The following is a 23,430-nucleotide window of genomic DNA, read 5'->3' on the forward strand; positions in this document are numbered from 1 at the left end:
ACATGAAAATTGCTTTCGTCGGGAAGGGCGGCAGCGGCAAGACCACGCTCTCCTCCCTCTTCATCCGCCATCTGGTGGCCTCCGGCGCCCCGGTGGTCGCCATCGACGCGGACATCAACCAGCACCTCGGCCCCGCGCTCGGCCTGGAGGAGGCGGAGGCGGCCGCCCTGCCCGCCATGGGCGAACGACTGTCCCTGATCAAGGACCACCTGCGCGGCTCCAACCCGCGCATCTCCTCCGCCGCGACCATGATCAAGACGACCCCGCCCGGCGAGGGCTCGCGGCTCGTCCGGGTGCGGGAGCCCAACCCGGTGTACGACGCCTGCGCGCGCCCGGTGGAACTCGACGGCGGCGCCGCCCGTTTGATGGTCACGGGCCCCTTCACGGACGCCGACCTGGGGGTCGCCTGCTACCACTCCAAGACGGGAGCGGTGGAGCTGTTCCTGAACCACCTCGTCGACGGCCCCGACGAGTACGTCGTGGTCGACATGACGGCGGGTTCGGACTCCTTCGCCTCCGGCATGTTCACCCGCTTCGACATGACGTTCCTCGTCGCCGAGCCGACCCGGAAGGGGGTCTCCGTCTACCGCCAGTACAAGGAGTACGCCCGCGACTTCGGCGTCGCCCTGAAGGTCGTGGGCAACAAGATCCAGGCACCGGACGACATCGACTTCCTGCGCGCGGAGGTCGGGGACGACCTGCTCGTGACGGTCGGGCACTCCGACTGGGTGCGCGCCATGGAGAAGGGCCGTCCGCCCCGGTTCGACCTCCTGGAGGAGGGCAACTCCCGTGCCCTGCACACCCTCCGGGCCGCCGCCGACGCCACGCACGAGCTGCGCGACTGGGAGCGCTACACACGCCAGATGGTGCACTTCCACCTGAAGAACGCCGAGGCGTGGGGCAACGAGCGCACCGGGGTCGACCTGGCGGCGCAGGTCGACCCCGGGTTCATGCTCGGCGAGAGTGTGGCAACTCCCGCCTGACGTCTACTGCTTGACCGCCGGCGCCCCGGGGACTCCCTTCGGCGCCGGAGCCGGGTGGCTGGAGAGGAAGGACGCCCAGCCCTGCCGTGGCGCCTCGCCCACCTCCAGGGTGCGCAGCTTCGCCAGCGTCTGCGGATCCTGGGCGTCCAGCCAGTCGACGAGCTGGTGGAAGGAGACACAGCGCACCTCGGACTTGTTGCACACCTCCTTCACCACCTCGTCGACGGCCCGCATGTAGGTGCCGCCGTTCCAGGACTCGAAGTGGTTGCCGATGATCAGGGGTGCGCGGTTGCCGTCGTAGGCCCGGTAGAAGCCCTTGAGCAGGCCGTCGCGCATCTGGTCGCCCCAGTAGTCGTACTTGTCGGGGTCGCCCTGGGTCTGTGTGCCGGACTGGTTGACCATGAAGTTGTAGTCCATGGTCAGCTGTTCATAGGTGTGCCCGGGGAAGGGGACCAGCTGCATGGACACGTCCCACAGGCCCTCCCTCTTCTTGGGCCAGACCTGGTCGTTGACTCCGCTGGAGTCGTAGCGGAAGCCCAGTTGGCGGGCCGCCTTCATGAAGTTCTTCTGCCCTTCCAGGCAGGGGGTGCGGGCGCCGATCAGCTCCTTGTCGTAGTCGAAGGGCAGGGGGGCCGCGTTCTTCATGGCGGTGTTGGTCTTCCAGGTCTTCACGAACTCCTTGGCCTGGGCGATCTCGCTCTTCCACTCCTTCACCGACCACTCGCCGACCCCACCGTCGGGGCCGCAGAAGTGGCCGTTGAAGTGGGTGCCGATCTCATTGCCCTCCAGCCAGGCCAGCCGCACCTGCTTGAGGGTGTCGGCGATGCCCTGTTCGTCGTTGAAGCCGATCTCAGAGCTGCCAGGCGAGTGCTGCGGGGGGCGGTAGAGGTCGCGCTTCTCCTCCGGCAGCATGTACACGCCGCTGAGGAAGTACGTCATCGTCGCGTGGTTCTCCTTGGCGACCTTGCGGAAGTGCGAGAACAGCTTCTGGCTGTCCTCACCCGCGCCGTCCCAGGAGAACACCACGAACTGCGGGGGCTTTTCACCGGGCTTCAGCCGCTCGGGGCTGGGCAGGCGCGGTTGCACACCGGTGAACGCGGTGGACCCGTCACCGATCAGACGGAGCACGCTGTTGGGCGCCGGCGCTCCCTTTTTCGGGCCGGACGCCCCTTCCTTCGTGCCGCTGGAACTCGCGCAACCGGCGAGCGACGCGGCACAGGCCGCGGCGGCCACGGCGCCGGCGGCGATCCTTTGGGTGGCGGCCATATTCCGCCCACCTTCTTCCTTCTCTCAGCCCCACGCTGACGAGGGCGTTTTGTGGTGATCTGCCGAGTTGCACCGGCAGCGCCGCCAAGGTCGCACGGGGCCGAGAAGGAATTAGTACGACAAGCCGATGAAATGATCGCTTCACCCATCGGAGTGACCTGATGCGCCATTTGCCCCGAAAAGCTATGTATGACCTTTACGTTGCATTACGGTTCATTTACTAAGCGTTGATTTCATCCCGCCGCTGCACGCCGTGACCCCACGGCCGCGATCGAGCCCCAACCCGTGGGGAACCCCCAGTCCGCGACCGCGCCGCCCGGAGGAGACGGGACCATGTCAGCCTGCGCACCCCCTCGCACCCAGCACCCCCACCCGCCCCACAGCCCCCCACAAGCCCCGCGCCGCCGCTTCCTCGTAGCGGGCGCCGATCTGTCCGCATCCGTCGCGGTCTTCCTGATCGCTCTGCCCCTGTCCCTCGGCATCGCCCTCGCCACCGGCGCCCCGCTCCAGGCCGGCCTGGTCGCCGCCGCCGTCGGCGGACTCGTCGCCGGCCGGCTCGGCGGCAGCCCGCTGCAGGTCAGCGGCCCCGCCGCCGGCCTCACGGTGGTCACCGCCGACCTGATCCACCGCTACGGATGGCAGGCGACCTGCGGCATCACCGTCCTCGCCGGACTCGCCCAACTGGGCCTCGGCTGCCTGCGTGTGGCCCGCGGTGCGCTCGCCGTCAGCCCCGCCGTGGTGCACGGCATGCTCGCCGGCATCGGCGTCACCATCGCCGTGGCCCAGCTGCACATCGTCCTCGGCGGCAGTCCCGACAGTTCCGTCCTCGCCAACCTGCTTGCCCTGCCAGCCCAGTTGGCCGACCTGCACCCGGCCGCGGTGACGATGAGCGCGCTGACCCTGACCCTGCTGCTGGCCTGGCCGCGCACCCCCGGCCGCCTCGGCCGCCTGCTGCGCAGGGTCCCGGCCGCCCTGGTCGCCGTCGCCGGGGCCACTGCCACCGCCGCGCTGACCGGGCTGGCCCTGCCCCGGGTCGACCTGCCGTCCTGGAGCAGCCACGCCTTGGCCGGGCTGCCCGAGGGCCCGGTGCTCGGCATCGCCGCCGCCGTGCTCACCACCACCCTGGTGTGCAGCGTGCAATCGCTGCTCGGCGCGGTCGCCGTGGACAAGCTGGTCGCCGCCCGGACCGGGCCCCAGGCCCATGTCGGGCGCTCGGACCTCGACCGTGAGCTGCTCGGCCAGGGCGCCGCCAACATCGTCTCCGGGGCGCTCGGCGGACTGCCGGTCGCGGGGGTGGCCGTGCGGAGTTCGGCGAATGTGAATTCAGGTGCCGTGAGCCGGAACTCCACGATGCTGCACGGCGTTTTCGTAGTAGTCGCCGCGCTGCTGATGGTCCCGCTCCTGGAGCAGATCCCGCTCGCCTCGCTCGCCGCCCTGGTGATGGCCGTCGGCATCCGGATGGTGTCCCTGCACCACATCCGCACGGTGACCCGCCACCGCGAAGTGCTGGTGTACGCCGCCACCACACTCGGCGTGGTGTTCCTCGGTGTCCTGGAGGGCGTGGCCCTCGGGGTCGCCGTGGCGGTCGCCCTCGCCCTGCACCGCCTCGCCCGCACCCGTATCACGCATGAGGAGAAGGAAGGAGTCCATCACGTACAAGTACGAGGCCAGCTGACGTTCCTCGCGGTGCCCCGGCTCAGCAGAGCCCTGCATCTCGTACCCCAAGGCGCCCACGCCGTCGTGGAGTTGGACGGGTCGTTCATGGACCACGCGGCGTACGAGTCACTGCAGGACTGGCAGAGCGCCCACACCGCGCGGGGCGGTTCCGCCGAGCTGGCCGGCCGGCGCAGCGGAGTCCGGACCGCCGACCCGGCCCCGCCCGCGGTGTGCCAGTGCCGGCCCTGGACGCCCTGGCGCAACCACCAGGCCTGCTTCGCCGGGACCCCGTCGGCCCCCGCCGCCCCGGCATCCCATGAACTGGCCCGTGGCATCAGCTCGTTCCAGCGCAACACCGCCCCGCTGGTACGGGCGGAGCTGGCACGGCTGGCACGGGAGGGGCAGCGGCCCGCGCAGCTCTTCCTCACCTGTGCCGACTCCCGGCTCGTCACGTCGATGATCACCTCCAGTGGTCCCGGTGACCTGTTCGTCGTCCGCAACGTCGGAAACCTGGTGCCGCCGCCGGGCGAGGAGCACGGGGACGACTCGGTGGCAGCCGCGATCGAGTACGCGGTGGAGGTGCTCGGGGTCCGGTCCATCACGGTGTGCGGGCACTCCGGGTGCGGGGCGATGCAGGCGCTGCTGACCGCCGAGCCCGGGGAGCCGGAGACCCCGCTGAAGCGGTGGCTGAGCCACGGGCTGCCGAGCCTGGCCCGGATGGCCGGCGACCGCCGCGCCCGGCCCCGGCTGGCCCGGCGGGCGCCCGCCGACGCGGTGGAGCAGCTGTGCCTGACCAACGTGGTCCAGCAGCTGGAGCACCTGCGGGCACACGACTCGGTCGCGCGGGCCCTGGCGGCCGGGGCGCTGGAGCTGCACGGGATGTACTTCCACGTGGGCGAGGCGCAGGCGTATCTGCTCGGCGGGACCGGGGACGGCCAGGTGTTCCAGGACGTGAGGGAGGACGGGAGAGGGGACGGACGAGCAGTGGAGGAGGTGCGCAGTCCGGTGTGAGCGGCCACTCATCAGACAGGTCTAAACCAATTTTGCCGTCGACCCTTGTCATCGGCCCCCCGTGTCTGATGAGCTGTGGCCTGGGACACAACGGACACCCTGGGAAAGGGAGATGTCGTGAGCAACGAAAGCCTGGCCAACCTCTTGAAGGAGGAGCGACGCTTCGCGCCGCCGGCTGACCTGGCCGCGCACGCCAACGTCACGGCAGAGGCGTACGAACAGGCCAAGGCTGACAGGCTCGGCTTCTGGGCCGAGCAGGCCCGCAGGCTGACCTGGGCCAAGGAACCGACTCAGACGCTGGACTGGTCGAACCCGCCGTTCGCGAAGTGGTTCGAGGACGGCGAGCTGAACGTCGCGTACAACTGCGTGGACCGGCATGTCGAGGCCGGGCACGGGGACCGGGTCGCCATCCACTTCGAGGGCGAGCCCGGCGACAGCCGCGCGATCACCTACGCGGAGCTGAAGGACGAGGTCTCCAAGGCCGCCAACGCGCTGCTGGAGCTGGGCGTCCAGAAGAGCGACCGGGTCGCGATCTATATGCCCATGATCCCCGAGACCGCGATCGCGATGCTGGCCTGCGCCCGTATCGGCGCCGCGCACTCGGTCGTCTTCGGCGGCTTCTCGGCCGACGCGCTCGCCACCCGGATCCAGGACGCGGACGCCAAGGTCGTCATCACCGCCGACGGCGGCTACCGGCGCGGCAAGCCCTCCGCGCTCAAGCCGGCCGTCGACGACGCGATCGACCGGGTGGACAACGTGGAGCACGTGCTCGTCGTCCGCCGCACCGGCCAGGAGGTCGCCTGGAACGGCGAGCGGGACGTCTGGTGGCACGAGCTGGTGGAGCGGCAGTCCGCCGAGCACACCCCGGAGGCGTTCGAGGCGGAGCACCCGCTGTTCATCCTGTACACCTCCGGTACGACGGGGAAGCCGAAGGGCATCCTGCACACCTCCGGCGGCTATCTGACGCAGGCGGCGTACACGCACCACGCGGTGTTCGACCTCAAGCCGGAGACGGACGTCTTCTGGTGCACGGCGGACGTCGGCTGGGTCACCGGGCACTCGTACATCGTGTACGGGCCGCTGGCCAACGGCGCGACGCAGGTCATGTACGAGGGCACCCCGGACACCCCGCACCAGGGCCGGTTCTGGGAGATCGTGGAGAAGTACCGGGTCACGATCCTCTACACCGCGCCGACCGCGATCCGTACGTTCATGAAGTGGGGCGACGACATCCCCGCGCAGTTCGACCTGTCGTCCCTGCGGATCCTCGGCTCGGTGGGTGAGCCGATCAACCCCGAGGCGTGGGTCTGGTACCGCAAGCACATCGGCGCCGACAGGACGCCGGTCGTGGACACCTGGTGGCAGACGGAGACGGGCGCGATGATGATCTCGCCGCTGCCCGGCGTGACCGAGACCAAGCCCGGTTCGGCGCAGCGCGCGCTGCCCGGCATCGCCGCGACCGTCGTCGACGACGAGGCGAACGAGGTGCCCGACGGCGGCGGTGGCTACCTGGTCCTCACCGAGCCGTGGCCGTCGATGCTGCGCACCATCTGGGGCGACGACCAGCGGTTCATCGACACCTACTGGTCTCGCTTCGAGGGCAAGTACTTCGCCGGTGACGGCGCGAAGAAGGACGACGACGGGGACATCTGGCTGCTGGGCCGGGTGGACGACGTCATGCTGGTGTCCGGGCACAACATCTCCACCACCGAGGTGGAGTCGGCGCTCGTCTCGCACCCGTCGGTCGCCGAGGCGGCCGTCGTCGGTGCCGCCGACGAGACCACCGGCCAGGCCATCGTCGCCTTCGTCATCCTGCGCGGTACGGCGTCCGAGGACGACAAGCTGATCGGCGAGCTGCGTGACCACGTCGGTGCCACGCTCGGCCCGATCGCCAAGCCGAAGCGGATCCTGCCGGTGGCCGAGCTGCCGAAGACCCGCTCCGGCAAGATCATGCGCCGGCTGCTGCGGGACGTCGCCGAGAACCGCCAGCTCGGTGACGTCACCACGCTGACCGACTCCACGGTCATGGACTTCATCCAGGCGAAGCTCCCGGCGGCGCCGAGCGAGGACTAGGGCCTACGGCAGAAGGGGCGCCCGGCGGAGCACACACGCCGGGCGCCCCTTTTACGCGTAACGCGCATATCGTGCGGGTCACCGGATGCATCCCGCGTCAACCTTAGGTAAACTAAACAAAGCCCACAACGCGAAACGATCCTCAAGGTGTGCCGGGAAGTCTGGTCGGCATGTGCTCCCGCCTGCCTACCCACCGGAGGTCCCCGCCGTGGCCGCGCCCCGCACCCAGAACACCGCCCGCAAGGTCCTCGGACGCCTGTCCCTGCCCGAGCGGACCTTCGTCGCGGACGCGCTGCGCACCGAGACCGTCGGCGGTGTCCTGCTGCTCGTCGCCGCGGTGGCGGCGCTGGTGTGGGCGAACATCCCCGGCCTGCACCACAGCTACGAGGCGGTCAGCCACTTCCACTTCGGCCCGGCCGCCCTCGGCCTGAACCTGTCCGTGGCCCACTGGGCCGCCGACGGCCTGCTCGCCGTCTTCTTCTTCGTCGCCGGCATCGAGCTCAAGCGCGAGCTGGTCGCCGGGGACCTGCGCGACCCCAGGGCGGCGGCGCTGCCCGTGGCGGCCGCGCTGTGCGGGATGGCCGTACCAGCGCTCGTCTACACCCTCACCAACCTCACCGGGCACGGCTCCACCCAGGGCTGGGCGGTGCCCACCGCCACCGACATCGCCTTCGCGCTCGCCGTCCTCGCGGTCATCGGCACCTCGCTGCCCAGTGCCCTGCGCGCCTTCCTGCTCACCCTCGCGGTGGTCGACGACCTGTTCGCGATCCTGATCATCGCGATCTTCTTCACCGACCGGATCAACTTCGCGGCGCTCGGCGGTGCGGTCGCCGGACTGGTCGTCTTCTGGCTGCTGCTGCGCAAGGGCGTACGCGGCTGGTACGTGTACGTGCCGCTGGCCGTCGTCGTCTGGGCGCTGATGTACAACAGCGGCGTGCACGCCACCATCGCCGGCGTGGCGATGGGCCTGATGCTGCGCTGCACCACCCGTGAGGGTGAGGAGCACTCGCCGGGCGAGCACATCGAGCACCTGGTGCGGCCGCTGTCGGCCGGTCTCGCCGTACCGCTGTTCGCGCTGTTCAGCGCCGGGGTGTCGGTCTCCGGCGGGGCGCTCGGGGATGTGGTCACCAAGCCGGAGACGCTCGGGGTGGTGCTCGGGCTGGTCGTCGGCAAGACGCTCGGCATCTTCGGCGGCACCTGGCTGACCGCGCGCTTCACCCGGGCCTCGCTCAGCGAGGACCTGGCCTGGGCCGACGTCTTCGCGGTGGCCGCCCTCGCCGGGATCGGCTTCACCGTCTCGCTGCTCATCGGCGAGCTGGCCTTCGCGGGCGACGCGGTGCTGACCGACGAGGTGAAGGCGGCCGTCCTCACCGGATCGCTGATCGCGGCCGTGTGTGCCACGGTGCTGCTGAAGATACGCAACGCCCGCTACCGCAGGCTGTGCGAGGACGAGGAGCGCGACGACGACCGGGACGGCATCCCGGACGTCTACGAGCAGGACGACCCGGCCTACCACCTGCGGATGGCGGACATCTTCGAACGCAAGGCCGCCGAGCACCGCCGTATCGCCGCCGAGAAGGCCGCCGCGGCGCGCCACGGGCTTCAGGAAGTGCCGGGCGGGGCAGGCGAGGAGGACGGTCGTCCGGCATGATCTGACGAGACGGTACAAATCAAGACGGCCGTCAAGACGGCAGACAAGACTTCAGAGGGAGAACGCGATGAGCGCACCCGACGGCAGCCCGGTCGGCGCCGAACGCAGCATCGGCCAGCTGTTCGCCTCGGCGACGACCGAAATGTCGGCGCTGGTGCACGACGAGATCGCGCTGGCCAAGGCCCAGCTCAGGCAGGACGTCAAGCGCGGCGCGACGAGCGGCGGCGCGTTCGGGGCGGCCGGCATGGTGCTGCTGTTCTCCCTGCCGATGCTCAACTTCGCTCTGGCATACGGCATTCGGACCTGGAGCGGCTGGAACCTCGCCGTCTGCTTCCTGCTGTCCTTCGCGGCGAACGTACTGGTCGCCGGCCTGCTCACGCTCATCGGCATGATGTTCGCGAAGAAGCTCAAGAAGAGCCAGAGCCCGCAGATGGTCGCCGCGTCGATGAAGGAGACGGCGGGCGTCCTGCAGAACGCCAAGCCGCACCCGCGCCCGGAGCTGCCGCAGGACCGGGCGCCCGAGGCCATCGAGGCTGTGGCACGCTCGTCGTCATGACGGAGCCCGCCGCGGCATCGGCCGTAAGGATCGACCTCCCCCATGGGGAGAAGGTCACGCACCGGGACGTCGCCGCCAACGGCGCGCGTTTCCACATCGCCGAACTCGGCGACGGCCCCCTGGTGCTGCTGCTGCACGGCTTCCCGCAGTTCTGGTGGACGTGGCGGCACCAGCTGGTCGCGCTCGCCGACGCGGGGTACCGGGCGGTGGCCATGGACCTGCGCGGCGTCGGCGGCAGCGACCGCACCCCGCGCGGGTACGACCCGGCCAACCTCGCCCTGGACGTCACGGGCGTGATCCGCTCGCTCGGCGAGCCGGACGCCGCGCTGGTCGGCCACGACCTGGGCGGCTATCTGGCGTGGACGGCGGCGGCGATGCGGCCCAAGCTCGTACGACGGCTCGCGGTCGTCTCGATGCCGCACCCCCGGCGCTGGCGCTCCGCGATGCTCCGGGACGCCCGGCAGACGGCCGCCGGCTCCTACATCTGGGGCTTCCAGCGGCCGTGGATCCCGGAGCGTCAGCTGACCGCCGACGACGGCGCGCTGGTGGGCCGTCTGATCCGCGAGTGGTCCGGCCCACGGCTGCCGGAGGACGCGGACGTGGAGACGTACCAGCGGGCCATGTGCATCCCGTCCACCGCGCACTGCGCGATCGAGCCGTACCGCTGGCTGGTGCGCTCGCTGGCCCGCCCGGACGGCATCCAGTTCAACCGCAGGATGAAGCGCCCGGTCCGGGTGCCGACACTCCATCTGCACGGCTCACTGGATCCGGTGACCCGGACGCGCAGCGCCGCCGGCTCGGGCGAGTACGTCGAAGCCCCGTACCGCTGGCGCCTGTTCGACGGCCTCGGGCACTTCCCTCACGAGGAGGACCCGGCGGCCTTCTCCGCCGAACTCATCAACTGGCTCAAGGATCCCGAGCCCGATCGGTGACCGGTCCGGTGCGTGGAGTATCCGGTTCCTGAACAGTTGTCCCTCGAACGGCCACATGCCTGCCGCATAGGCCAATTGGGGGGCGCGGAGGCGGTTATCGACCTTGGGGCAGGGGCACACGTCGGGGTATGGGCTGGACGCACGACTACAGTGACGCACCCCGCAACCGCCGCTCGGCCGCAGGGCCTGGCTCCTCACAGCGCGGTACTCCGCAGCTCGCGGAGGCGGACCTCAGGGTGGGAATTCCGCGCATCCTGCGCCGCCGGGCCCGCTGGGTCTCCGTGCGCCTGCGTCACCCGCGCGGCTGAACCTCGCGGGACGCTTCCCCAACCCCCTTACAGGGCACAGCTGTCGGTGCCCACCTGCTCGTTCGCCGTACGCCCCTGGGCGATGTCCTGCCGGATCTCGTCGGCCGTGAGCGCGTAGCCGGTGTCGGCGTCGTCGAGGGACTTGGCGAACACCACGCCGTACACCTTGCCGTCGGGCGTGAGCAGCGGGCCGCCGGAGTTGCCCTGGCGGACGGTGGCGTACAGGGAGTAGACGTCGCGGCTGACCGTGCCGCGGTGGTAGATGTCCGGGCCATTGGCCGTGATGCGCCCGCGCACGCGCGCGGCACGGACGTCGTACGAGCCGTTCTCCGGGAAGCCCGCGACGATCGCGCCGTCGCCGCCGGCCGCGTCCTGGTTGGTGAACCGGAGGGCGGTCGCCTTCAGGTCCGGTACGTCGAGGACGGCGATGTCGCGCTTCCAGTCGTACAGGACGACCTTCGCGTTGTACTTGCGGCCCTCGCCGCCGATCTGCACGGAGGGTGCGTCGACGCCGCCGACCACGTGCGCGTTGGTCATGACGCGGCGGTCGGCGAAGACGAAGCCGGTGCCCTCCAGGACCTTGCCGCAGCTCTGGGCGGTGCCGGTGACCTTGACGATGGACCGCTGGGCCCGGGTGGTGACCGGGCTGTTCGCCAGGGCCGGGTCGGGCGGCTCCACGTCCTTGATCGGCTCGTTGGAGAAGGGGCTGAAGACCTGCGGGAAGCCGTTCTGCGCGAGGACCGAGGTGAAGTCCTTGAACCAGGTGTCGGCCTCGGCGGGCAGCGCCTCCGACACGCCCAGGAGCACCTTGGAGTTGCGGACCTCCTTGCCCAGGGTCGGCAGCGTGGTCTGGGCGAGGGCGGAGCCGATCAGCCAGGCGACGAGCAGCATCGCCACGACGTTGACCAGGGCGCCGCCGGTGGCGTCCAGGGCGCGGGCCGGGGACCAGGTGATGTAGCGGCGCAGCTTGTTGCCGAGGTGGGTGGTCAGGGCCTGGCCGATGGAGGCGCAGACGATGACGACGACCACGGCGACGACGGCGGCGGTGGTGCCGACCTCCGCGTTGTCGGTCACGGCGTCCCAGATGACGGGCAGCGTGTACACGGCGACGAGACCACCGCCGAGGAACCCGATCACCGACAGGATGCCGACGACGAAGCCCTGGCGATAGCCCACGACCGCGAACCACACGGCGGCGACCAGCAACAAGATGTCCAGCACGTTCACGGACGACACCCTGTCATGACCGCCAGTCGAGCGGGACCTCGTTCTCCCTGTTCCAGGGGCGCTCCCAGCCCGCGAAGTGCAGCAGGCGGTCGATCACTCCGGCCGTGAATCCCCAGACCAGAGCCGATTCGACCAGGAATGCCGGGCCCCGGTGACCGCTGGGGTGGACGGTGGTGGCGCGGTTGCCGGGGTCCGTGAGATCCGCCACGGGGACGGTGAAGACACGGGCGGTCTCGTTCGGGTCTACGACGCCGACCGGGCTGGGCTCGCGCCACCAGCCGAGCACGGGCGTGACGACGAAGCCGCTGACCGGGATGTAGAGCGCGGGCAGGACGCCGAAGAGCTGCACGCCGGCGGGGTCGAGGCCGGTCTCCTCCTCGGCCTCGCGCAGCGCGGCCCGCAGCGGCCCCTCGCCGTGCGCGTCGCCGTCCTCCGGGTCGAGGGCGCCGCCGGGGAAGGAGGGCTGGCCGGCGTGGGAGCGCAGGGAGCCGGCCCGCTCCATGAGCAGCAGCTCGGGGCCGTGCTCGCCGTCACCGAACAGGATCAGCACGGCCGACTGCCGGCCCGAGCCGTTCTCCGGCGGCAGGAAGCGGCTGAGCTGGAGCGGCTCGATCGTCTCCGCCGCCCGCACCACCGGGTCCAGCCAGCCCGGCAGGCCCTTCTTGCTCAGCGTGACCGGACCCTTGTGCGTGTCGTGCGTGTACGTCATCGCCACCCCCGTCCTGCCGTGTCCAACGCCCGAGGGCCCCGAGATCGTTCCGTCATCCGGCCCCCAGCGGCGGCGCCGGCTTGCCCCCCGCGTCCAGATAGGCCTGCGGAGGGTTCAGACGCTGACCCGGATAGCCGCCCTTCTCGTACTTCAGGAGCTTCTTCGCCTTCTCCGGGTCCGTCTCGCCCTCGCCGTAGGCCGGGCAGAGCGGGGCGATGGGGCAGGCGCCGCAGGCGGGCTTGCGGGCGTGGCAGATGCGGCGGCCGTGCCAGATCACGTGGTGGGACAGGTCGGTCCAGTCGCTCTTGGGGAACAGCGCGCCGACGGCCGCCTCGATCTTGTCGGGGTCGGTCTCGTCGGTCCACTGCCAGCGCCGCACCAGCCGCTGGAAGTGGGTGTCCACGGTGATGCCCGGCCGCCCGAAGGCGTTGCCCAGGACCACGAAGGCGGTCTTGCGGCCGACGCCGGGCAGCTTGACCAGGTCCTCCAGCCTTCCGGGCACCTCGCCGCCGAAGTCCTCGGCGAGGGCCTTGGAGAGGCCTATCACCGACCGGGTCTTGGCCCGGAAGAAGCCACAGGGGCGCAGGATCTCCTCGACCTCCTCCGGGTTGGCGACGGCCAGATCCTCGGGGGTGGGGTACTTGGCGAAGAGCGCCGGGGTGGTCTGGTTGACGCGCAGGTCGGTGGTCTGGGCGGACAGCACCGTGGCGACCAGCAGCTGGAAGGGGTTCTCGAAGTCCAGCTCGGGATGGGCGTACGGGTAGACCTCGGCCAGCTCGCGGTTGATCCGGCGGGCCCGGCGGACCAGGGCGGTGCGGGACTCATTGGCAGCCGGTTTTTTGCGAGGTACCTTTTGTCCTGATTTCACGCTTTTATTACTTCCGCCAGAGGCTTGTTCGCCCACAGCGGAATCCCGACGTACAACCACCCGCCCAGCCCCCTTGGCCTGTGCTCTCACCGGCGTTTTGGACACCCGGCCAGCCTAAAGCCACGCACTGACATCCGCCCCGGACCCGGAAGATCAGCCCCCGATTGGACCCCTGCCGCTTACCTTGGGACACCTGTGCGGCATCCTTGTGACAGATCACACTGTTTGGACCGTCCGGCAAAATGGGGAGCACGGTCCCCTGGTACCAAGGGGGAGCAAGATCCCCTGAGCAGGTCGACAAGGAGAGAACTCGTGGACGACGTTCTGCGGCGCAACCCGCTCTTCGCGGCTCTCGACGACGAGCAGGCCGCGGAGCTTCGCGCCTCCATGAGTGAGGTGACCCTCGCACGCGGCGACTCGCTGTTCCACGAGGGAGACCCCGGCGACCGGCTGTACGTCGTCACCGAGGGCAAGGTCAAGCTCCACCGCACCTCCCCCGACGGCCGCGAGAACATGCTCGCCGTCGTCGGCCCGAGCGAGCTGATCGGCGAGCTGTCGCTGTTCGACCCGGGCCCGCGTACGGCGACCGCGACCGCGCTGACCGAGGTCAAGCTGCTCGGTCTCGGCCACGGCGACCTCCAGCCCTGGCTGAACGTGCGCCCCGAGGTGGCCGGCGCCCTGCTGCGCGCCGTCGCCCGCCGCCTGCGCAAGACCAACGACGCCATGTCCGACCTGGTCTTCTCCGACGTGCCCGGCCGTGTGGCGCGGGCCCTGCTGGACCTCTCCCGCCGCTTCGGCGTGCAGTCCGAGGAGGGCATCCACGTCGTCCACGACCTCACGCAGGAGGAGCTGGCCCAGCTGGTGGGCGCCTCGCGCGAGACCGTGAACAAGGCGCTGGCGGACTTCGCCCAGCGCGGGTGGCTCCGCCTGGAGGCGCGGGCGGTCATCCTGCTGGACGTCGAACGGCTCGCCAAGCGTTCCCGCTGATGTGCCTGGGGGCTGCCGCCCCCAGGCCCCCGCTGTCAGCCTGAGCGGCCTCGTCCTCGACCGCCGGACGGGCTGATGGTGCTGACCGGCGCCGAAAAACAAGCGGCTCGACCGCTCCCCGCAGGGCACAGTGAGCCCATGCCCGAACCCCCCGTCCCGCACGGCCTCGACGCCCGGGGCTTCATCGAGCGCGAGGGCTCCCTCGCGCGCGTGCCGCACGCGTTCCGTCCGGTCGTGGCCGCCGCGCGCGACCGGCTGCTGGACGCCTTCGGGACGCGGCTGCACAGCGCCTACCTCTACGGGTCGATTCCGCGCGGCACCGCGCGCGTGGGGCGCAGCGACCTGGACCTGCTGGTCGCCCTGCTCGACGAGCCCGCCGACGACGACCGGGAGGCCGTCCGTGCCCTGGGTGAGGCGCTCGACAAGGAGTTCCCGCAGATCGACGGCGTGGGCACGCTGCTGTACAGCCGGGCGCGGCTGCTGAGCGACCCGGAGACGTACGACCTGGGCTGGTTCGTGGCCTGTCTGTGCACCCCGCTGCTCGGGGACGACCTCGCCGAGTACCTGCCCCGCTACCGCCCCGACTCCCTGCTCGCCCGGGAGACCAACGGCGACCTCGCGCTGCTCCTCCCCCGCTGGCGGGAGCGGATCGCCTCCACCGGGGACTCGGAGAAGGCCAGGCGGCCCCTGGTGCGCTTCATGTCCCGGCACCTGGTCCGCACCGGCTTCACGCTCGTCATGCCCCGCTGGAACGGCTGGACCAGCGATCTGCGCGAGATGGCCGAGGTGTTCGGCGCCTACTACCCCGAGCGGGCCGCCGAGCTGCGCAGGGCGGCGGAGTACGGCTACGAGCCCGTCGGCGCCCCGGACGTCCTGCGGTCGTACGTGGACGACCTCGGCCCCTGGCTCGCCGCGGAGTACGCGCGCGTGCACGGCGTCAAAGCCCCACGGCCGGACTAGAGGAAGGCCCGCTGCCGGACTAGATCAGCCCGTGCTCCCTGAGATAGTCCATCTGGGCCCACACCGACAGCTCGGCCGCCGGCCACAGGGAGCGGTCCACGTCGGCGTACACGTGGGCGACGACCTCGGCCGCGGTGCGATAGCCGTCCTCGACGGCCGTCTCGACCTGGGCGAGGCGATGGGCGCGGTGGGCGAGGTAGAACTCGACCGCGCCCTGGGCGTCCTCCAGGACCGGTCCGTGGCCCGGCAGGACCGTGTGCACGCCGTCGTCCACGGTCAGGGACCGCAGCCGGCGCAGGGAGTCCAGATAGTCCCCCAGGCGGCCGTCGGGATGCGCCACGACGGTCGTACCGCGCCCGAGGATGGTGTCGCCGGTCAGCACGGCCCGGTCGGCCGGGAGATGGAAGCACAGCGAGTCCGCGGTGTGCCCGGGGGTCGGTACGACCCGCAGCTCCAGGCCGCCGACGCCGATCACGTCCCCGGCGGCCAGGCCCTCGTCACCGAGCCGCAGCGCCGGGTCGAGGGCACGCACGCGCGTGCCCGTCAGATCGGCGAAGCGGGCGGCGCCCTCGGCGTGGTCGGGGTGGCCGTGGGTGAGGAGGGTGAGGGCGATCCGCTTGCCGGCCTTCTCGGCCGTGTCGAGGACGTTGCGCAGATGGGCGTCGTCCAGCGGGCCCGGATCGATCACCACGGCCGACTCGGAGTCGGGCTCGGCGACGATCCAGGTGTTGGTGCCGTCCAGGGTCATCGCGGAGGCGTTGGGCGCCAGCACGTTGACGGCCCGTGCGGTCGCGGGGCCCGAGAGCACACCGCCCCGGGGCTGGCCGGGCAGGGCTGCTGCGTCGGTCATGCGGGGCCTCCACCGGTGCTCGGAGCAGTCGGGATGTGCTTGGTGAACTCGTCGTGCCCCGGCCAGGACAGCACGATCTCGCCCTCCTCCAGACGAGCGCGCGCCAGGACCGGGGTCATGTCGCGCGCGGGCGCGGCGGCGAGCGCCTCGGCGGCGGTGGGGTGCGGGAGCAGCTGGCGCAGGGTGGCGATGGTGGGCGGCATCATCAGCAGCTCACCCTTGTCGTACCCGGCCGCGGCCTCCTCGGGGCGGATCCACACCGTGCGGTCGGCCTCCGTGGAGGCGTTGCGGGTGCGCTGCCCCTCGGGGAGGGCGGCCACGAAGAACCAGGTGTCGTAGCGGCGGGCCTCGAACTCCGGGGTGATCCAGCGGGTCCAGGCACCGAGGAGGTCGGAGCGCAGCACCAGGCCGCGGCGGTCGAGGAACTCCGCGAAGGAGAGGTCGCGGGCGACGAGGGCGGCGCGGTCGGTCTCCCAGTCGTCCCCGGTGGTGTCGCCGACGACGGAGTCCGGGTCGAGGCCGGCGAGCAGGACGCCCGCCTCCTCGTACGTCTCCCGGACGGCCGCGCAGACGATCGCCTGGGCGCCGGCCTCGTCGACGCCGAGCCGGTCCGCCCACCACGCGCGCGTGGGGCCCGCCCAGCGGACCTGACGGTCGTCGTCACGCGGGTCGACACCGCCGCCGGGGTACGCGTACGCGCCTCCGGCGAAGGCCATGGAGGCACGTCTGCGCAGCATGTGGACGACCGGGCCGGCCGCCGTGTCCTTCAGGAGCAGCACCGTGGCCGCGCGCCTGGGGGACACCGGGGTGAGGGTTCCGTCCGCGAGCGCGCGGATGCGGTCCGGCCACTCCTGGGGGTACCACTGCCCATTCGCCATGGCCGGAGGCTATCCCGTGTAGGGCGAATGTTCGAGAGGCACCCGAGGTCAGCGGGGCTGCGGGAACTCAGGGAACCAGCTCGACCTGGATCTCGACCTCCACCGGCGCGTCCAGCGGCAGCACCGCGACACCGACCGCGCTGCGGGCGTGCACACCCTTGTCGCCGAGAACTTCGCCGAGCAGCTCGCTGGCGCCGTTGACGACACCGGGCTGCCCGGTGAAGTCGGCGGCCGAGGCGACGAAGCCGACGACCTTCACCACGCGCGCGATGCGGTCCAGGTCGCCGGTCACGGACTTCACGGCGGCCAGCGCGTTCAGCGCGCAGGTGCGGGCCAGCTGCTTGGCCTCCTCCGGCGTGACCTCGGCGCCCACCTTGCCGGTGACCGGCAGCTTGCCCTCCACCATCGGCAGCTGGCCGGCGGTGTAGACGTACACGCCGGACCGCACGGCCGGCTGGTACGCGGCCAGCGGCGGTACGACCTCCGGCAGGGTCAGGCCCAGTTCGGCCAGCTTGGCCTCGACCGCGCTCACGCGTGCTTCTCCTGCTTCTCCCGCTTCAGGTAAGCCACGAGCGACTCCGGGTTGGGGCCGGGCACGACCTGGACGAGCTCGTAGCCGTCCTCGCCCCAGGTGTCCAGGATCTGCTTCGTGGCATGGATGAGCAGCGGCACGGTCTGGTATTCCCACTTCTTGGTCATGGTGGCGACTGTATCCGCTGTCACCCACGGGACCGGCGGACGGCCGTGAGCGCCGTTTATCCACAGCCTCTCGCGTGGCCGTCGGCCGGACTCGTTAGTCTCGAAGGCGTGAGCAGGCTCCAGGTCGTCAGCGGCAAGGGCGGGACCGGAAAGACGACGGTCGCCGCCGCACTCGCGCTGGCCCTCGCGACCGAGGGGAAGCGGACGCTTCTCGTGGAGGTCGAGGGCCGGCAGGGCATCGCACAGCTCTTCGAGACTGAGGCGTTGCCCTACGAGGAGCGGAAGATCGCGGTCGCTCCGGGCGGCGGGGAGGTGTACGCCCTCGCCATCGACCCCGAACTGGCCCTTCTGGACTACCTCCAGATGTTCTACAAGCTCGGCGGCGCGGGCCGGGCCCTGAAGAAGCTCGGCGCGGTCGACTTCGCCACCACCGTCGCGCCGGGCCTGCGGGACGTCCTGCTCACCGGCAAGGCGTGCGAGGCGGTGCGCCGCAAGGACAAGTCCGGGCGGTTCGCGTACGACTACGTCGTCATGGACGCCCCGCCCACCGGGCGCATCACCCGCTTCCTCAACGTCAACGACGAGGTCGCCGGGCTCGCGAGGATCGGCCCGATACACAATCAGGCGCAGGCGGTGATGCGGGTGCTGAAGTCGCCGGAGACGGCGGTGCACCTGGTGACGCTGCTGGAGGAGATGCCCGTCCAGGAGACCGCCGACGGCATCGCCGAACTCCACGCGGCCCGGCTGCCGGTGGGCAGGGTCATCGTGAACATGGTCCGGCCCCGGATGCTGGACGCGACCGACCTGGAACTCGTACGGACCGTGCCGCGTTCTTCGCTTGCGCAGGCTCTGTCGGCCGCGGGGCTCGGCGGGGCGCGGCGGGGCGGGAACGCCGAGCGGCTGGTGGACCCGCTGCTGAGGCAGGCCGCGGAGTACGCCGAGCGGCACGCGCTGGAGCAGGAGCAGCGCGCGGTCCTCGGCGAGCTGGACCTGCCGCTGCACGAACTGCCGCTGCTCGCCGAGGGCATGGACCTCGCGGGCCTGTACGAACTCGCCACCGAGCTGCGGAAGCAGGGGTTGTCATGAGTCCGGACCCGGCAAAGGCGCAGGACGCCGCCCGCCCGCACCTCTCCGCCGCGCGCGTGCTCGACATCGACCCGCTGCTGGATGACCCGAAGACCCGGATCGTGGTGTGCTGCGGCTCGGGCGGGGTCGGCAAGACGACGACCGCGGCGGCGCTGGGCCTCAGGGCGGCCGAGCGGGGCCGCAAGGTGGTCGTCCTCACCATCGACCCGGCCCGGCGGCTCGCCCAGTCGATGGGCATCGACTCCCTCGACAACGTGCCCCGGCGGGTGAAGGGGACCGAGGGCGGCGGCGAGCTGCACGCCATGATGCTCGACATGAAGCGCACCTTCGACGAGGTCGTCGAGGCGCACGCGGACCCGGAGCGGGCGGCCGCGATCCTGGCCAACCCCTTCTACCAGTCGCTCTCGGCGGGCTTCGCGGGCACGCAGGAGTACATGGCGATGGAGAAGCTGGGGCAGCTGCGGGCCAGGGACGAGTGGGACCTGATCGTGGTCGACACCCCGCCGTCCCGCTCGGCGCTGGACTTCCTGGACGCGCCCAAGCGGCTCGGCTCCTTCCTGGACGGCCGCCTGATCCGCCTGCTGACCGCTCCGGCGAAGCTCGGCGGCCGCGCGGGGATGGCCTTCCTGAACGTCGGCATGTCGATGATGACCGGCACGCTGGGCAAGCTGCTGGGCGGCCAGCTGCTGAAGGACGTCCAGACCTTCGTGGCCGCGATGGACACCACCTTCGGCGGTTTCCGTACGCGCGCGGACGCCACGTACAAGCTGCTCCAGGCGCCCGGTACGGCGTTCCTGGTGGTGGCGGCCCCGGAGCGGGACGCACTGCGCGAGGCCGCGTACTTCGTGGAGCGGCTGGCCGCGGAGGACATGCCGCTGGTGGGACTGGTGCTCAACCGGGTCCATGGCAGCGGCGCCGGCCGGCTGTCGGCCGAGCGGGCGCTCGCCGCCGCGGAAAATCTTGAGGAGCCCCGCATTGTGGATCAGGGGGGCGGGAAAGCTGGACTTCGTAACTCTCCCGACACGTACGGCAGTTCAGAATCTCCCGCTTCCGCCACACCGGCTCCGGACGACGGCTCCCCCGCCTCGAACGACGACTCACCGGCTGTGGAGAGCGACTCACCGGACGACAGCTCCCCAGACGCGGACACGAACGCGGACACGGAGCGTTCCGTCGACCAGCTGACCGCAGGCCTGCTGAGGCTGCACGCGGAGCGCATGCAGCTACTCTCGCGCGAGCAGCGCACGCGTGACCGCTTCACCGCCCGCCACCCCGAGGTGGCGGTCGTCGAGGTACCCGCACTGCCGGGCGATGTGCACGACCTCACGGGCCTGCGCGACATCGGGGACCGGCTGGCGGCGGAGCGAACGGAGCTGTCGTAGGACTCACCCCGGACGTCTCGGCCGTCATGGCCCCGGTCGTATACGGGCGCACGGCTGACTGAGCTGTGCGCCGACGGGTCGCCGCGCGTACCCGCCTGCCCGGCGGGCACCTGCCCGGCGGGCGCCGCCTCAAGGGCGCGCCCCGGCACGGCAGGTGTTCAGCGGGTGTTCCCCCAAGACACACGCCCGACCGTTGCTTCCCATGCCTCATGGCCGGTCGGAGTGGCCCCGGGTCTATGCCAAGGGCGATGCCCTCAGCTCACCGCCGCGTAGTGCTCGTACACCTCGTCGCTGTCGAGGGGCACGATGCCGACGCCTCGCTCGTACTCCAAGCGGGCGGTTTCCAACAGCCTGCGCCAGGAGGTCACGGTGGGCCGCCGGCGCAGCAGTGCGCGACGCTCCCGCTCCGTCATGCCTCCCCACACGCCGAACTCCACGCGATTGTCCAGCGCATCGGCCAGGCATTCGGTGCGTACCGGGCATCCGGTGCACACCGCCTTGGCCCTGTTCTGCGCTGCTCCTTGAACGAACAGTTCATCCGGATCGGTAGTGCGGCAGGCAGCCTGCGCACTCCAGTCGGTTACCCAGCCCATACCGGCGCCGTCCTCTCCCGAATCGAGGCTCCCCCACGGCGGCAGCGGCATATTCACCGCCGCCAGTTGAGGACGTTACGGAAGGTGGGGACAGCGCAACACCCCCTTCGGGCCCAATCTTGAATGGCCCGAACGGACTATGGGTAAGCGGCAGATCACCCGCGGGAGTGAGCTGGCGACATGCGTGATCATCCCGGCAAACCGGGACAGCCGTGATGCGCCACACCGGGCGCCAGGTGACACACGAGGCGGATTCGGACACGCCCCCACCAGAAAGTCGGGGTACTTCCGGAACGATTCGGGGTCGCCGGACGTATTGATACGTGGCCGCACTGCTGTGACAGTTGAGAGCAGCTTAGGCCAAGGCCTGCGCGCGTGTCCGGCGAATGAGAAGGTACGCGACCCGCTTTGCCGTGCCGTGATGGACCGCTCATCACAACGGTTTAGGCTGCCCCCATGCCAAAGAAGCGCTCGGGCGGTGGCCTGTCGGCAACGCAGCAGGCCGCCAAGTTCCTCGGTGTCAGTGTGCTCGCGGGAGCCGTGATGGCGGGCATCGCGCTGCCCGCCGCCGGCGCGCTCGGACTCGCGGCCAAGGGGTCGGTCAAGGGCTTCGACGAGATCCCGGCCAACCTCAAGAGCCCTCAGCTCAGCCAGCGCACGACCATACTGGACAGCCGGGGCAACCAGCTCGCGACCGTCTACTCCCGCGACCGTACGGTGGTGGAGCTCAAGGACATCTCGCCGTACATGCAGAAGGCGATCGTCGCGATCGAGGACTCCCGCTTCTACAAGCACGGCGCGATCGACCTCAAGGGCGTGCTGCGCGCCCTGAACAAGAACGCGCAGAGCGGCGGGGTCTCCCAGGGCGCCTCCACGCTCACCCAGCAGCTGGTGAAGAACTACTTCATCGAGGAGGCCGGCGACGACCCCACGAAGGTCGCCGAGGCCACCCAGCAGACCCTCGGCCGCAAGGTCCGCGAGCTGAAGTACGCGATCCAGATCGAGGAGAAGCTGGGCAAGAAGAAGATCCTCGAGAACTACCTGAACATCACCTTCTTCGGCGAGCAGGCCTACGGCGTCGAGGCCGCCTCCCAGCGCTACTTCTCCCAGCACGCCAAGGACCTGAACCTGCAGCAGTCGGCGCTGCTCGCCGGCATCGTCCAGTCCCCGAGCCGCTACGACCCGGTGAACGACGAGGCCGAGGCCACCAAGCGCCGCAACACCGTCCTGCAGCGCATGGCCGAGGTCGGCGACATCTCCCAGGCGGAGGCCGACCGGGCCAAGGAGAAGCCGCTCGGGCTGCATGTCAGCCAGCCGAAGAACGGCTGCATCACGGCCACCAAGGGCGCCGCTTTCTTCTGCAAGTACGTCGAGAACGTCTTCCTGACCGACCCGACCTTCGGCAAGACCCGCGAGGCGCGCGCCCAGCTCTGGAACCGCGGCGGCCTCACCATCCGTACGACGATGGACCCGCAGGCGCAGGAGTCCGTGCAGGCCTCCCTGAAGGAGCACGTCTACAAGTCCGACAGCGTCGCCGCGGCGGCCACCCTGGTCGAGCCCGGCACCGGCAAGGTCCTGGCGATGGGCCAGTCGAAGCCCTTCGGCTACGGCAACAACGAGACCGAGTACAACTTCTCGGTCAACCGGGACATGGGCGGCTCCAACTACGGCTTCCCGACCGGTTCGACGTTCAAGCCGTTCGTGGCCGCGGCCGCGATCGAGGGCGGCAAGCCGGCGACGCAGGCGTACTCGGCGCCGTACAAGATGAACTACCCGAGCCCGGTCCAGCGGTGCAGCAGCAACCCCTACGTCAACACCAAGGGCGAGACGGTAGAGAACGAGAACGAGTCCGAGAAGGGCCCGTACCGCATGAAGGAGGCGATGGCGAAGTCCATCAACACCTACTTCGTGCAGCTCATCTCCGACATCGGTCTGTGCCCGGTGGTGAAGATGACCGACGCGCTGCATGTGGTGCAGGGCGACGGCTCGAAGCTCCCGGAGACCCCTTCCATCGCCCTCGGTTCGATCGGCCTCTCCCCGCTGACCATGGCGAACGCGTACGCCACCTTCGCCGCGCGGGGCATGTACTGCACGCCGGTCGCCATCGAGTCGATCACCCAGAAGATCGGCAACGAGCAGAAGTCGCTCGAGGTCCCCAAGTCGACCTGCTCGCGCGCGATGAGCGAGAAGACCGCCGACACCGTCAACACGCTGCTGCGCGGCGTGGTCGACTCCGGTACCGGCCAGCAGGCGGGCCTGAGCGACCGGGAGAGCGCGGGCAAGACGGGTACGACGGACGAGCGGAAGAACGCCTGGTTCGTCGGCTACACGCCCAACCTGGCCGGTGCGGTCTGGGTCGGCAGCGCCAAGCAGAACGTGAAGATGACCCAGATCAGCATCGGCGGGGTCTACCACGACCTCGTCTTCGGTGGTCAGGTCCCCGGACCGATCTGGAAGGACGCCATGACCGGCGCCCTGGCGGGCAAGGCGGCCCCGGACTTCAACCTGATCGACATCCCCGACGACGACAAAAACGGGAAAGGCCGGGGAAAAGGACGGGGGAACGGCGGCGGGAAGAATGGGGACAGCACGGGCGGGCTGATCGGCGGCGTCACTGACGGGGGAACGACCGGCGGCACCACGGGTGACACCACCGGCGGCACCATCCCCACGCCGACGTTCTCCCTCCCCGGCGGCTTCATCGAGGGGCAGAGCAACGGCGGGAAGAACGGGAACGGGGGCACGCGGGGCTAGC

Annotated in this window: 21 protein-coding genes; 12 read left to right on the plus strand and 9 right to left on the minus strand. The window is 70.6% G+C overall.

Features of this window, described 5'->3' with window-relative positions; translation table 11 throughout:
• Positions 1–2: 2 nt before the first annotated feature.
• A complete protein-coding gene (locus tag BEK98_RS22255; RefSeq protein WP_208643191.1) occupies positions 3–983 on the plus strand; it encodes an ATP-binding protein in 981 nt (326 codons plus the stop codon).
• 3 nt (positions 984–986) lie between these two features.
• Here BEK98_RS22255 and BEK98_RS22260 read toward each other — a convergent pair whose 3' ends face one another.
• Entirely contained in the window at positions 987–2,249 is a 1,263-nt protein-coding gene (locus BEK98_RS22260) for a polysaccharide deacetylase family protein (protein ID WP_094218392.1), read from the minus strand.
• Between the two features lie 333 nt (positions 2,250–2,582).
• On the opposite strand from BEK98_RS22260, the gene BEK98_RS22265 reads away from it, so the two are divergent.
• The 6 genes from BEK98_RS22265 to BEK98_RS50075 all read left to right on the plus strand — a co-directional run bounded on the left by BEK98_RS22265 (position 2,583) and on the right by BEK98_RS50075 (position 10,436).
• Positions 2,583–4,916 carry a bifunctional SulP family inorganic anion transporter/carbonic anhydrase gene (locus BEK98_RS22265; RefSeq protein ID WP_094218393.1) on the plus strand — a complete coding sequence of 778 codons (2,334 nt, stop codon included), beginning with the start codon at positions 2,583–2,585 and terminating at the stop codon, positions 4,914–4,916.
• 117 nt (positions 4,917–5,033) lie between these two features.
• Positions 5,034–6,989 (plus strand): acetate--CoA ligase, encoded by a 1,956-nt coding sequence (acs, locus tag BEK98_RS22270; protein ID WP_094218394.1) that lies wholly within the window; start codon positions 5,034–5,036, stop codon positions 6,987–6,989.
• A gap of 208 nt (positions 6,990–7,197) precedes the next feature.
• Positions 7,198–8,640: a Na+/H+ antiporter NhaA gene (gene nhaA / locus BEK98_RS22275; protein WP_208643192.1), complete on the plus strand. Its 1,443-nt coding sequence runs from the start codon at positions 7,198–7,200 to the stop codon at positions 8,638–8,640.
• A 67-nt stretch (positions 8,641–8,707) separates the two neighbouring features.
• Complete coding sequence (locus BEK98_RS22280; protein WP_094218396.1) at positions 8,708–9,196, plus strand: phage holin family protein; 489 nt, start codon at positions 8,708–8,710, stop codon at positions 9,194–9,196.
• Positions 9,193–10,128 carry an alpha/beta fold hydrolase gene (locus BEK98_RS22285; RefSeq protein ID WP_094218397.1) on the plus strand — a complete coding sequence of 312 codons (936 nt, stop codon included), beginning with the start codon at positions 9,193–9,195 and terminating at the stop codon, positions 10,126–10,128. Before BEK98_RS22280 ends, BEK98_RS22285 begins: the two co-directional genes overlap by 4 nt.
• A 128-nt stretch (positions 10,129–10,256) precedes the next feature.
• Entirely contained in the window at positions 10,257–10,436 is a 180-nt protein-coding gene (locus BEK98_RS50075; RefSeq protein WP_094218398.1) for a hypothetical protein, read from the plus strand.
• Positions 10,437–10,463: 27 nt separating this feature from the next.
• On the opposite strand, the gene BEK98_RS22295 is transcribed toward BEK98_RS50075, so the two are convergent.
• From BEK98_RS22295 to nth, 3 genes are read right to left on the minus strand one after another with little or no spacing between them, the layout of a single operon-like run.
• Entirely contained in the window at positions 10,464–11,663 is a 1,200-nt protein-coding gene (locus BEK98_RS22295; RefSeq protein ID WP_094218444.1) for a MarP family serine protease, read from the minus strand.
• Positions 11,664–11,676: 13 nt separating this feature from the next.
• Entirely contained in the window at positions 11,677–12,372 is a 696-nt protein-coding gene (locus BEK98_RS22300) for an NUDIX hydrolase (RefSeq protein WP_094218399.1), read from the minus strand.
• Positions 12,373–12,424: 52 nt separating this feature from the next.
• Complete coding sequence (gene nth, locus BEK98_RS22305; protein WP_094218400.1) at positions 12,425–13,240, minus strand: endonuclease III; 816 nt, start codon at positions 13,238–13,240, stop codon at positions 12,425–12,427.
• Between the two features lie 312 nt (positions 13,241–13,552).
• Between nth and BEK98_RS22310 the strand changes: the two genes are divergently transcribed.
• Together BEK98_RS22310 and BEK98_RS22315 are read left to right on the plus strand one after the other, a co-directional pair.
• The gene (locus BEK98_RS22310) at positions 13,553–14,227 is read left to right on the plus strand and encodes a Crp/Fnr family transcriptional regulator (RefSeq protein WP_094218401.1); all 675 of its coding nucleotides are present in this window, start codon (positions 13,553–13,555) and stop codon (positions 14,225–14,227) included.
• Between the two features lie 138 nt (positions 14,228–14,365).
• The gene (locus tag BEK98_RS22315; RefSeq protein WP_094218402.1) at positions 14,366–15,187 is read left to right on the plus strand and encodes a nucleotidyltransferase; all 822 of its coding nucleotides are present in this window, start codon (positions 14,366–14,368) and stop codon (positions 15,185–15,187) included.
• A 19-nt stretch (positions 15,188–15,206) separates the two neighbouring features.
• On the opposite strand, the gene BEK98_RS22320 is transcribed toward BEK98_RS22315, so the two are convergent.
• The 4 genes from BEK98_RS22320 to sp36 all read right to left on the minus strand — a co-directional run bounded on the left by BEK98_RS22320 (position 15,207) and on the right by sp36 (position 17,614).
• Positions 15,207–16,037 carry an MBL fold metallo-hydrolase gene (locus BEK98_RS22320; RefSeq protein ID WP_094218403.1) on the minus strand — a complete coding sequence of 277 codons (831 nt, stop codon included), beginning with the start codon at positions 16,035–16,037 and terminating at the stop codon, positions 15,207–15,209.
• Positions 16,034–16,915, minus strand: a complete 882-nt coding sequence (locus BEK98_RS22325) for an NUDIX hydrolase (RefSeq protein WP_094218404.1) — start codon at positions 16,913–16,915, stop codon at positions 16,034–16,036. The genes BEK98_RS22320 and BEK98_RS22325 overlap by 4 nt, the downstream gene beginning before the upstream one ends.
• Before the next feature lie 67 nt (positions 16,916–16,982).
• Positions 16,983–17,447 carry a RidA family protein gene (locus BEK98_RS22330; protein WP_094218405.1) on the minus strand — a complete coding sequence of 155 codons (465 nt, stop codon included), beginning with the start codon at positions 17,445–17,447 and terminating at the stop codon, positions 16,983–16,985.
• Complete coding sequence (gene sp36, locus BEK98_RS49090) at positions 17,444–17,614, minus strand: Sp36 family protein (RefSeq protein WP_094218406.1); 171 nt, start codon at positions 17,612–17,614, stop codon at positions 17,444–17,446. The genes BEK98_RS22330 and sp36 overlap by 4 nt, the downstream gene beginning before the upstream one ends.
• Before the next feature lie 108 nt (positions 17,615–17,722).
• On the opposite strand from sp36, the gene bagA reads away from it, so the two are divergent.
• Both bagA and bagB read left to right on the plus strand, forming a co-directional pair.
• Entirely contained in the window at positions 17,723–18,700 is a 978-nt protein-coding gene (gene bagA / locus BEK98_RS22340) for an ATPase BagA (protein ID WP_094218407.1), read from the plus strand.
• Positions 18,697–20,082: an ATPase BagB gene (gene bagB, locus BEK98_RS22345; RefSeq protein WP_094218408.1), complete on the plus strand. Its 1,386-nt coding sequence runs from the start codon at positions 18,697–18,699 to the stop codon at positions 20,080–20,082. Before bagA ends, bagB begins: the two co-directional genes overlap by 4 nt.
• A 254-nt stretch (positions 20,083–20,336) precedes the next feature.
• Here the strand turns inward: bagB and wblA are convergent, their stop codons facing one another.
• Complete coding sequence (gene wblA, locus BEK98_RS22350) at positions 20,337–20,675, minus strand: transcriptional regulator WblA (RefSeq protein ID WP_023547781.1); 339 nt, start codon at positions 20,673–20,675, stop codon at positions 20,337–20,339.
• Positions 20,676–21,131: 456 nt separating this feature from the next.
• On the opposite strand from wblA, the gene BEK98_RS22360 reads away from it, so the two are divergent.
• A complete protein-coding gene (locus BEK98_RS22360; protein WP_094218409.1) occupies positions 21,132–23,429 on the plus strand; it encodes a transglycosylase domain-containing protein in 2,298 nt (765 codons plus the stop codon).
• Position 23,430: the final 1 nt, after the last annotated feature.

The sequence above is a fragment of the Streptomyces diastatochromogenes genome, from assembly GCF_002242805.1.
Taxonomy (GTDB): domain Bacteria; phylum Actinomycetota; class Actinomycetes; order Streptomycetales; family Streptomycetaceae; genus Streptomyces; species Streptomyces diastatochromogenes.

What these genes read in the sequence shown, in the direction of transcription:
- BEK98_RS22255 (WP_208643191.1), top strand. Translation starts at nt 3, where the DNA reads ATGAAAATTGCTTTCGTCGGGAAGGGCGGCAGCGGCAAGACCACGCTC.
- BEK98_RS22260 (WP_094218392.1), bottom strand. Translation starts at nt 2,249, where the DNA reads ATGGCCGCCACCCAAAGGATCGCCGCCGGCGCCGTGGCCGCCGCGGCC.
- BEK98_RS22265 (WP_094218393.1), top strand. Translation starts at nt 2,583, where the DNA reads ATGTCAGCCTGCGCACCCCCTCGCACCCAGCACCCCCACCCGCCCCAC.
- BEK98_RS22280 (WP_094218396.1), top strand. Translation starts at nt 8,708, where the DNA reads ATGAGCGCACCCGACGGCAGCCCGGTCGGCGCCGAACGCAGCATCGGC.
- BEK98_RS22285 (WP_094218397.1), top strand. Translation starts at nt 9,193, where the DNA reads ATGACGGAGCCCGCCGCGGCATCGGCCGTAAGGATCGACCTCCCCCAT.
- BEK98_RS50075 (WP_094218398.1), top strand. Translation starts at nt 10,257, where the DNA reads ATGGGCTGGACGCACGACTACAGTGACGCACCCCGCAACCGCCGCTCG.
- BEK98_RS22300 (WP_094218399.1), bottom strand. Translation starts at nt 12,372, where the DNA reads ATGACGTACACGCACGACACGCACAAGGGTCCGGTCACGCTGAGCAAG.
- BEK98_RS22315 (WP_094218402.1), top strand. Translation starts at nt 14,366, where the DNA reads ATGCCCGAACCCCCCGTCCCGCACGGCCTCGACGCCCGGGGCTTCATC.
- BEK98_RS22320 (WP_094218403.1), bottom strand. Translation starts at nt 16,037, where the DNA reads ATGACCGACGCAGCAGCCCTGCCCGGCCAGCCCCGGGGCGGTGTGCTC.
- BEK98_RS22325 (WP_094218404.1), bottom strand. Translation starts at nt 16,915, where the DNA reads ATGGCGAATGGGCAGTGGTACCCCCAGGAGTGGCCGGACCGCATCCGC.
- sp36 (WP_094218406.1), bottom strand. Translation starts at nt 17,614, where the DNA reads ATGACCAAGAAGTGGGAATACCAGACCGTGCCGCTGCTCATCCATGCC.
- bagB (WP_094218408.1), top strand. Translation starts at nt 18,697, where the DNA reads ATGAGTCCGGACCCGGCAAAGGCGCAGGACGCCGCCCGCCCGCACCTC.
- wblA (WP_023547781.1), bottom strand. Translation starts at nt 20,675, where the DNA reads ATGGGCTGGGTAACCGACTGGAGTGCGCAGGCTGCCTGCCGCACTACC.
- BEK98_RS22360 (WP_094218409.1), top strand. Translation starts at nt 21,132, where the DNA reads ATGCCAAAGAAGCGCTCGGGCGGTGGCCTGTCGGCAACGCAGCAGGCC.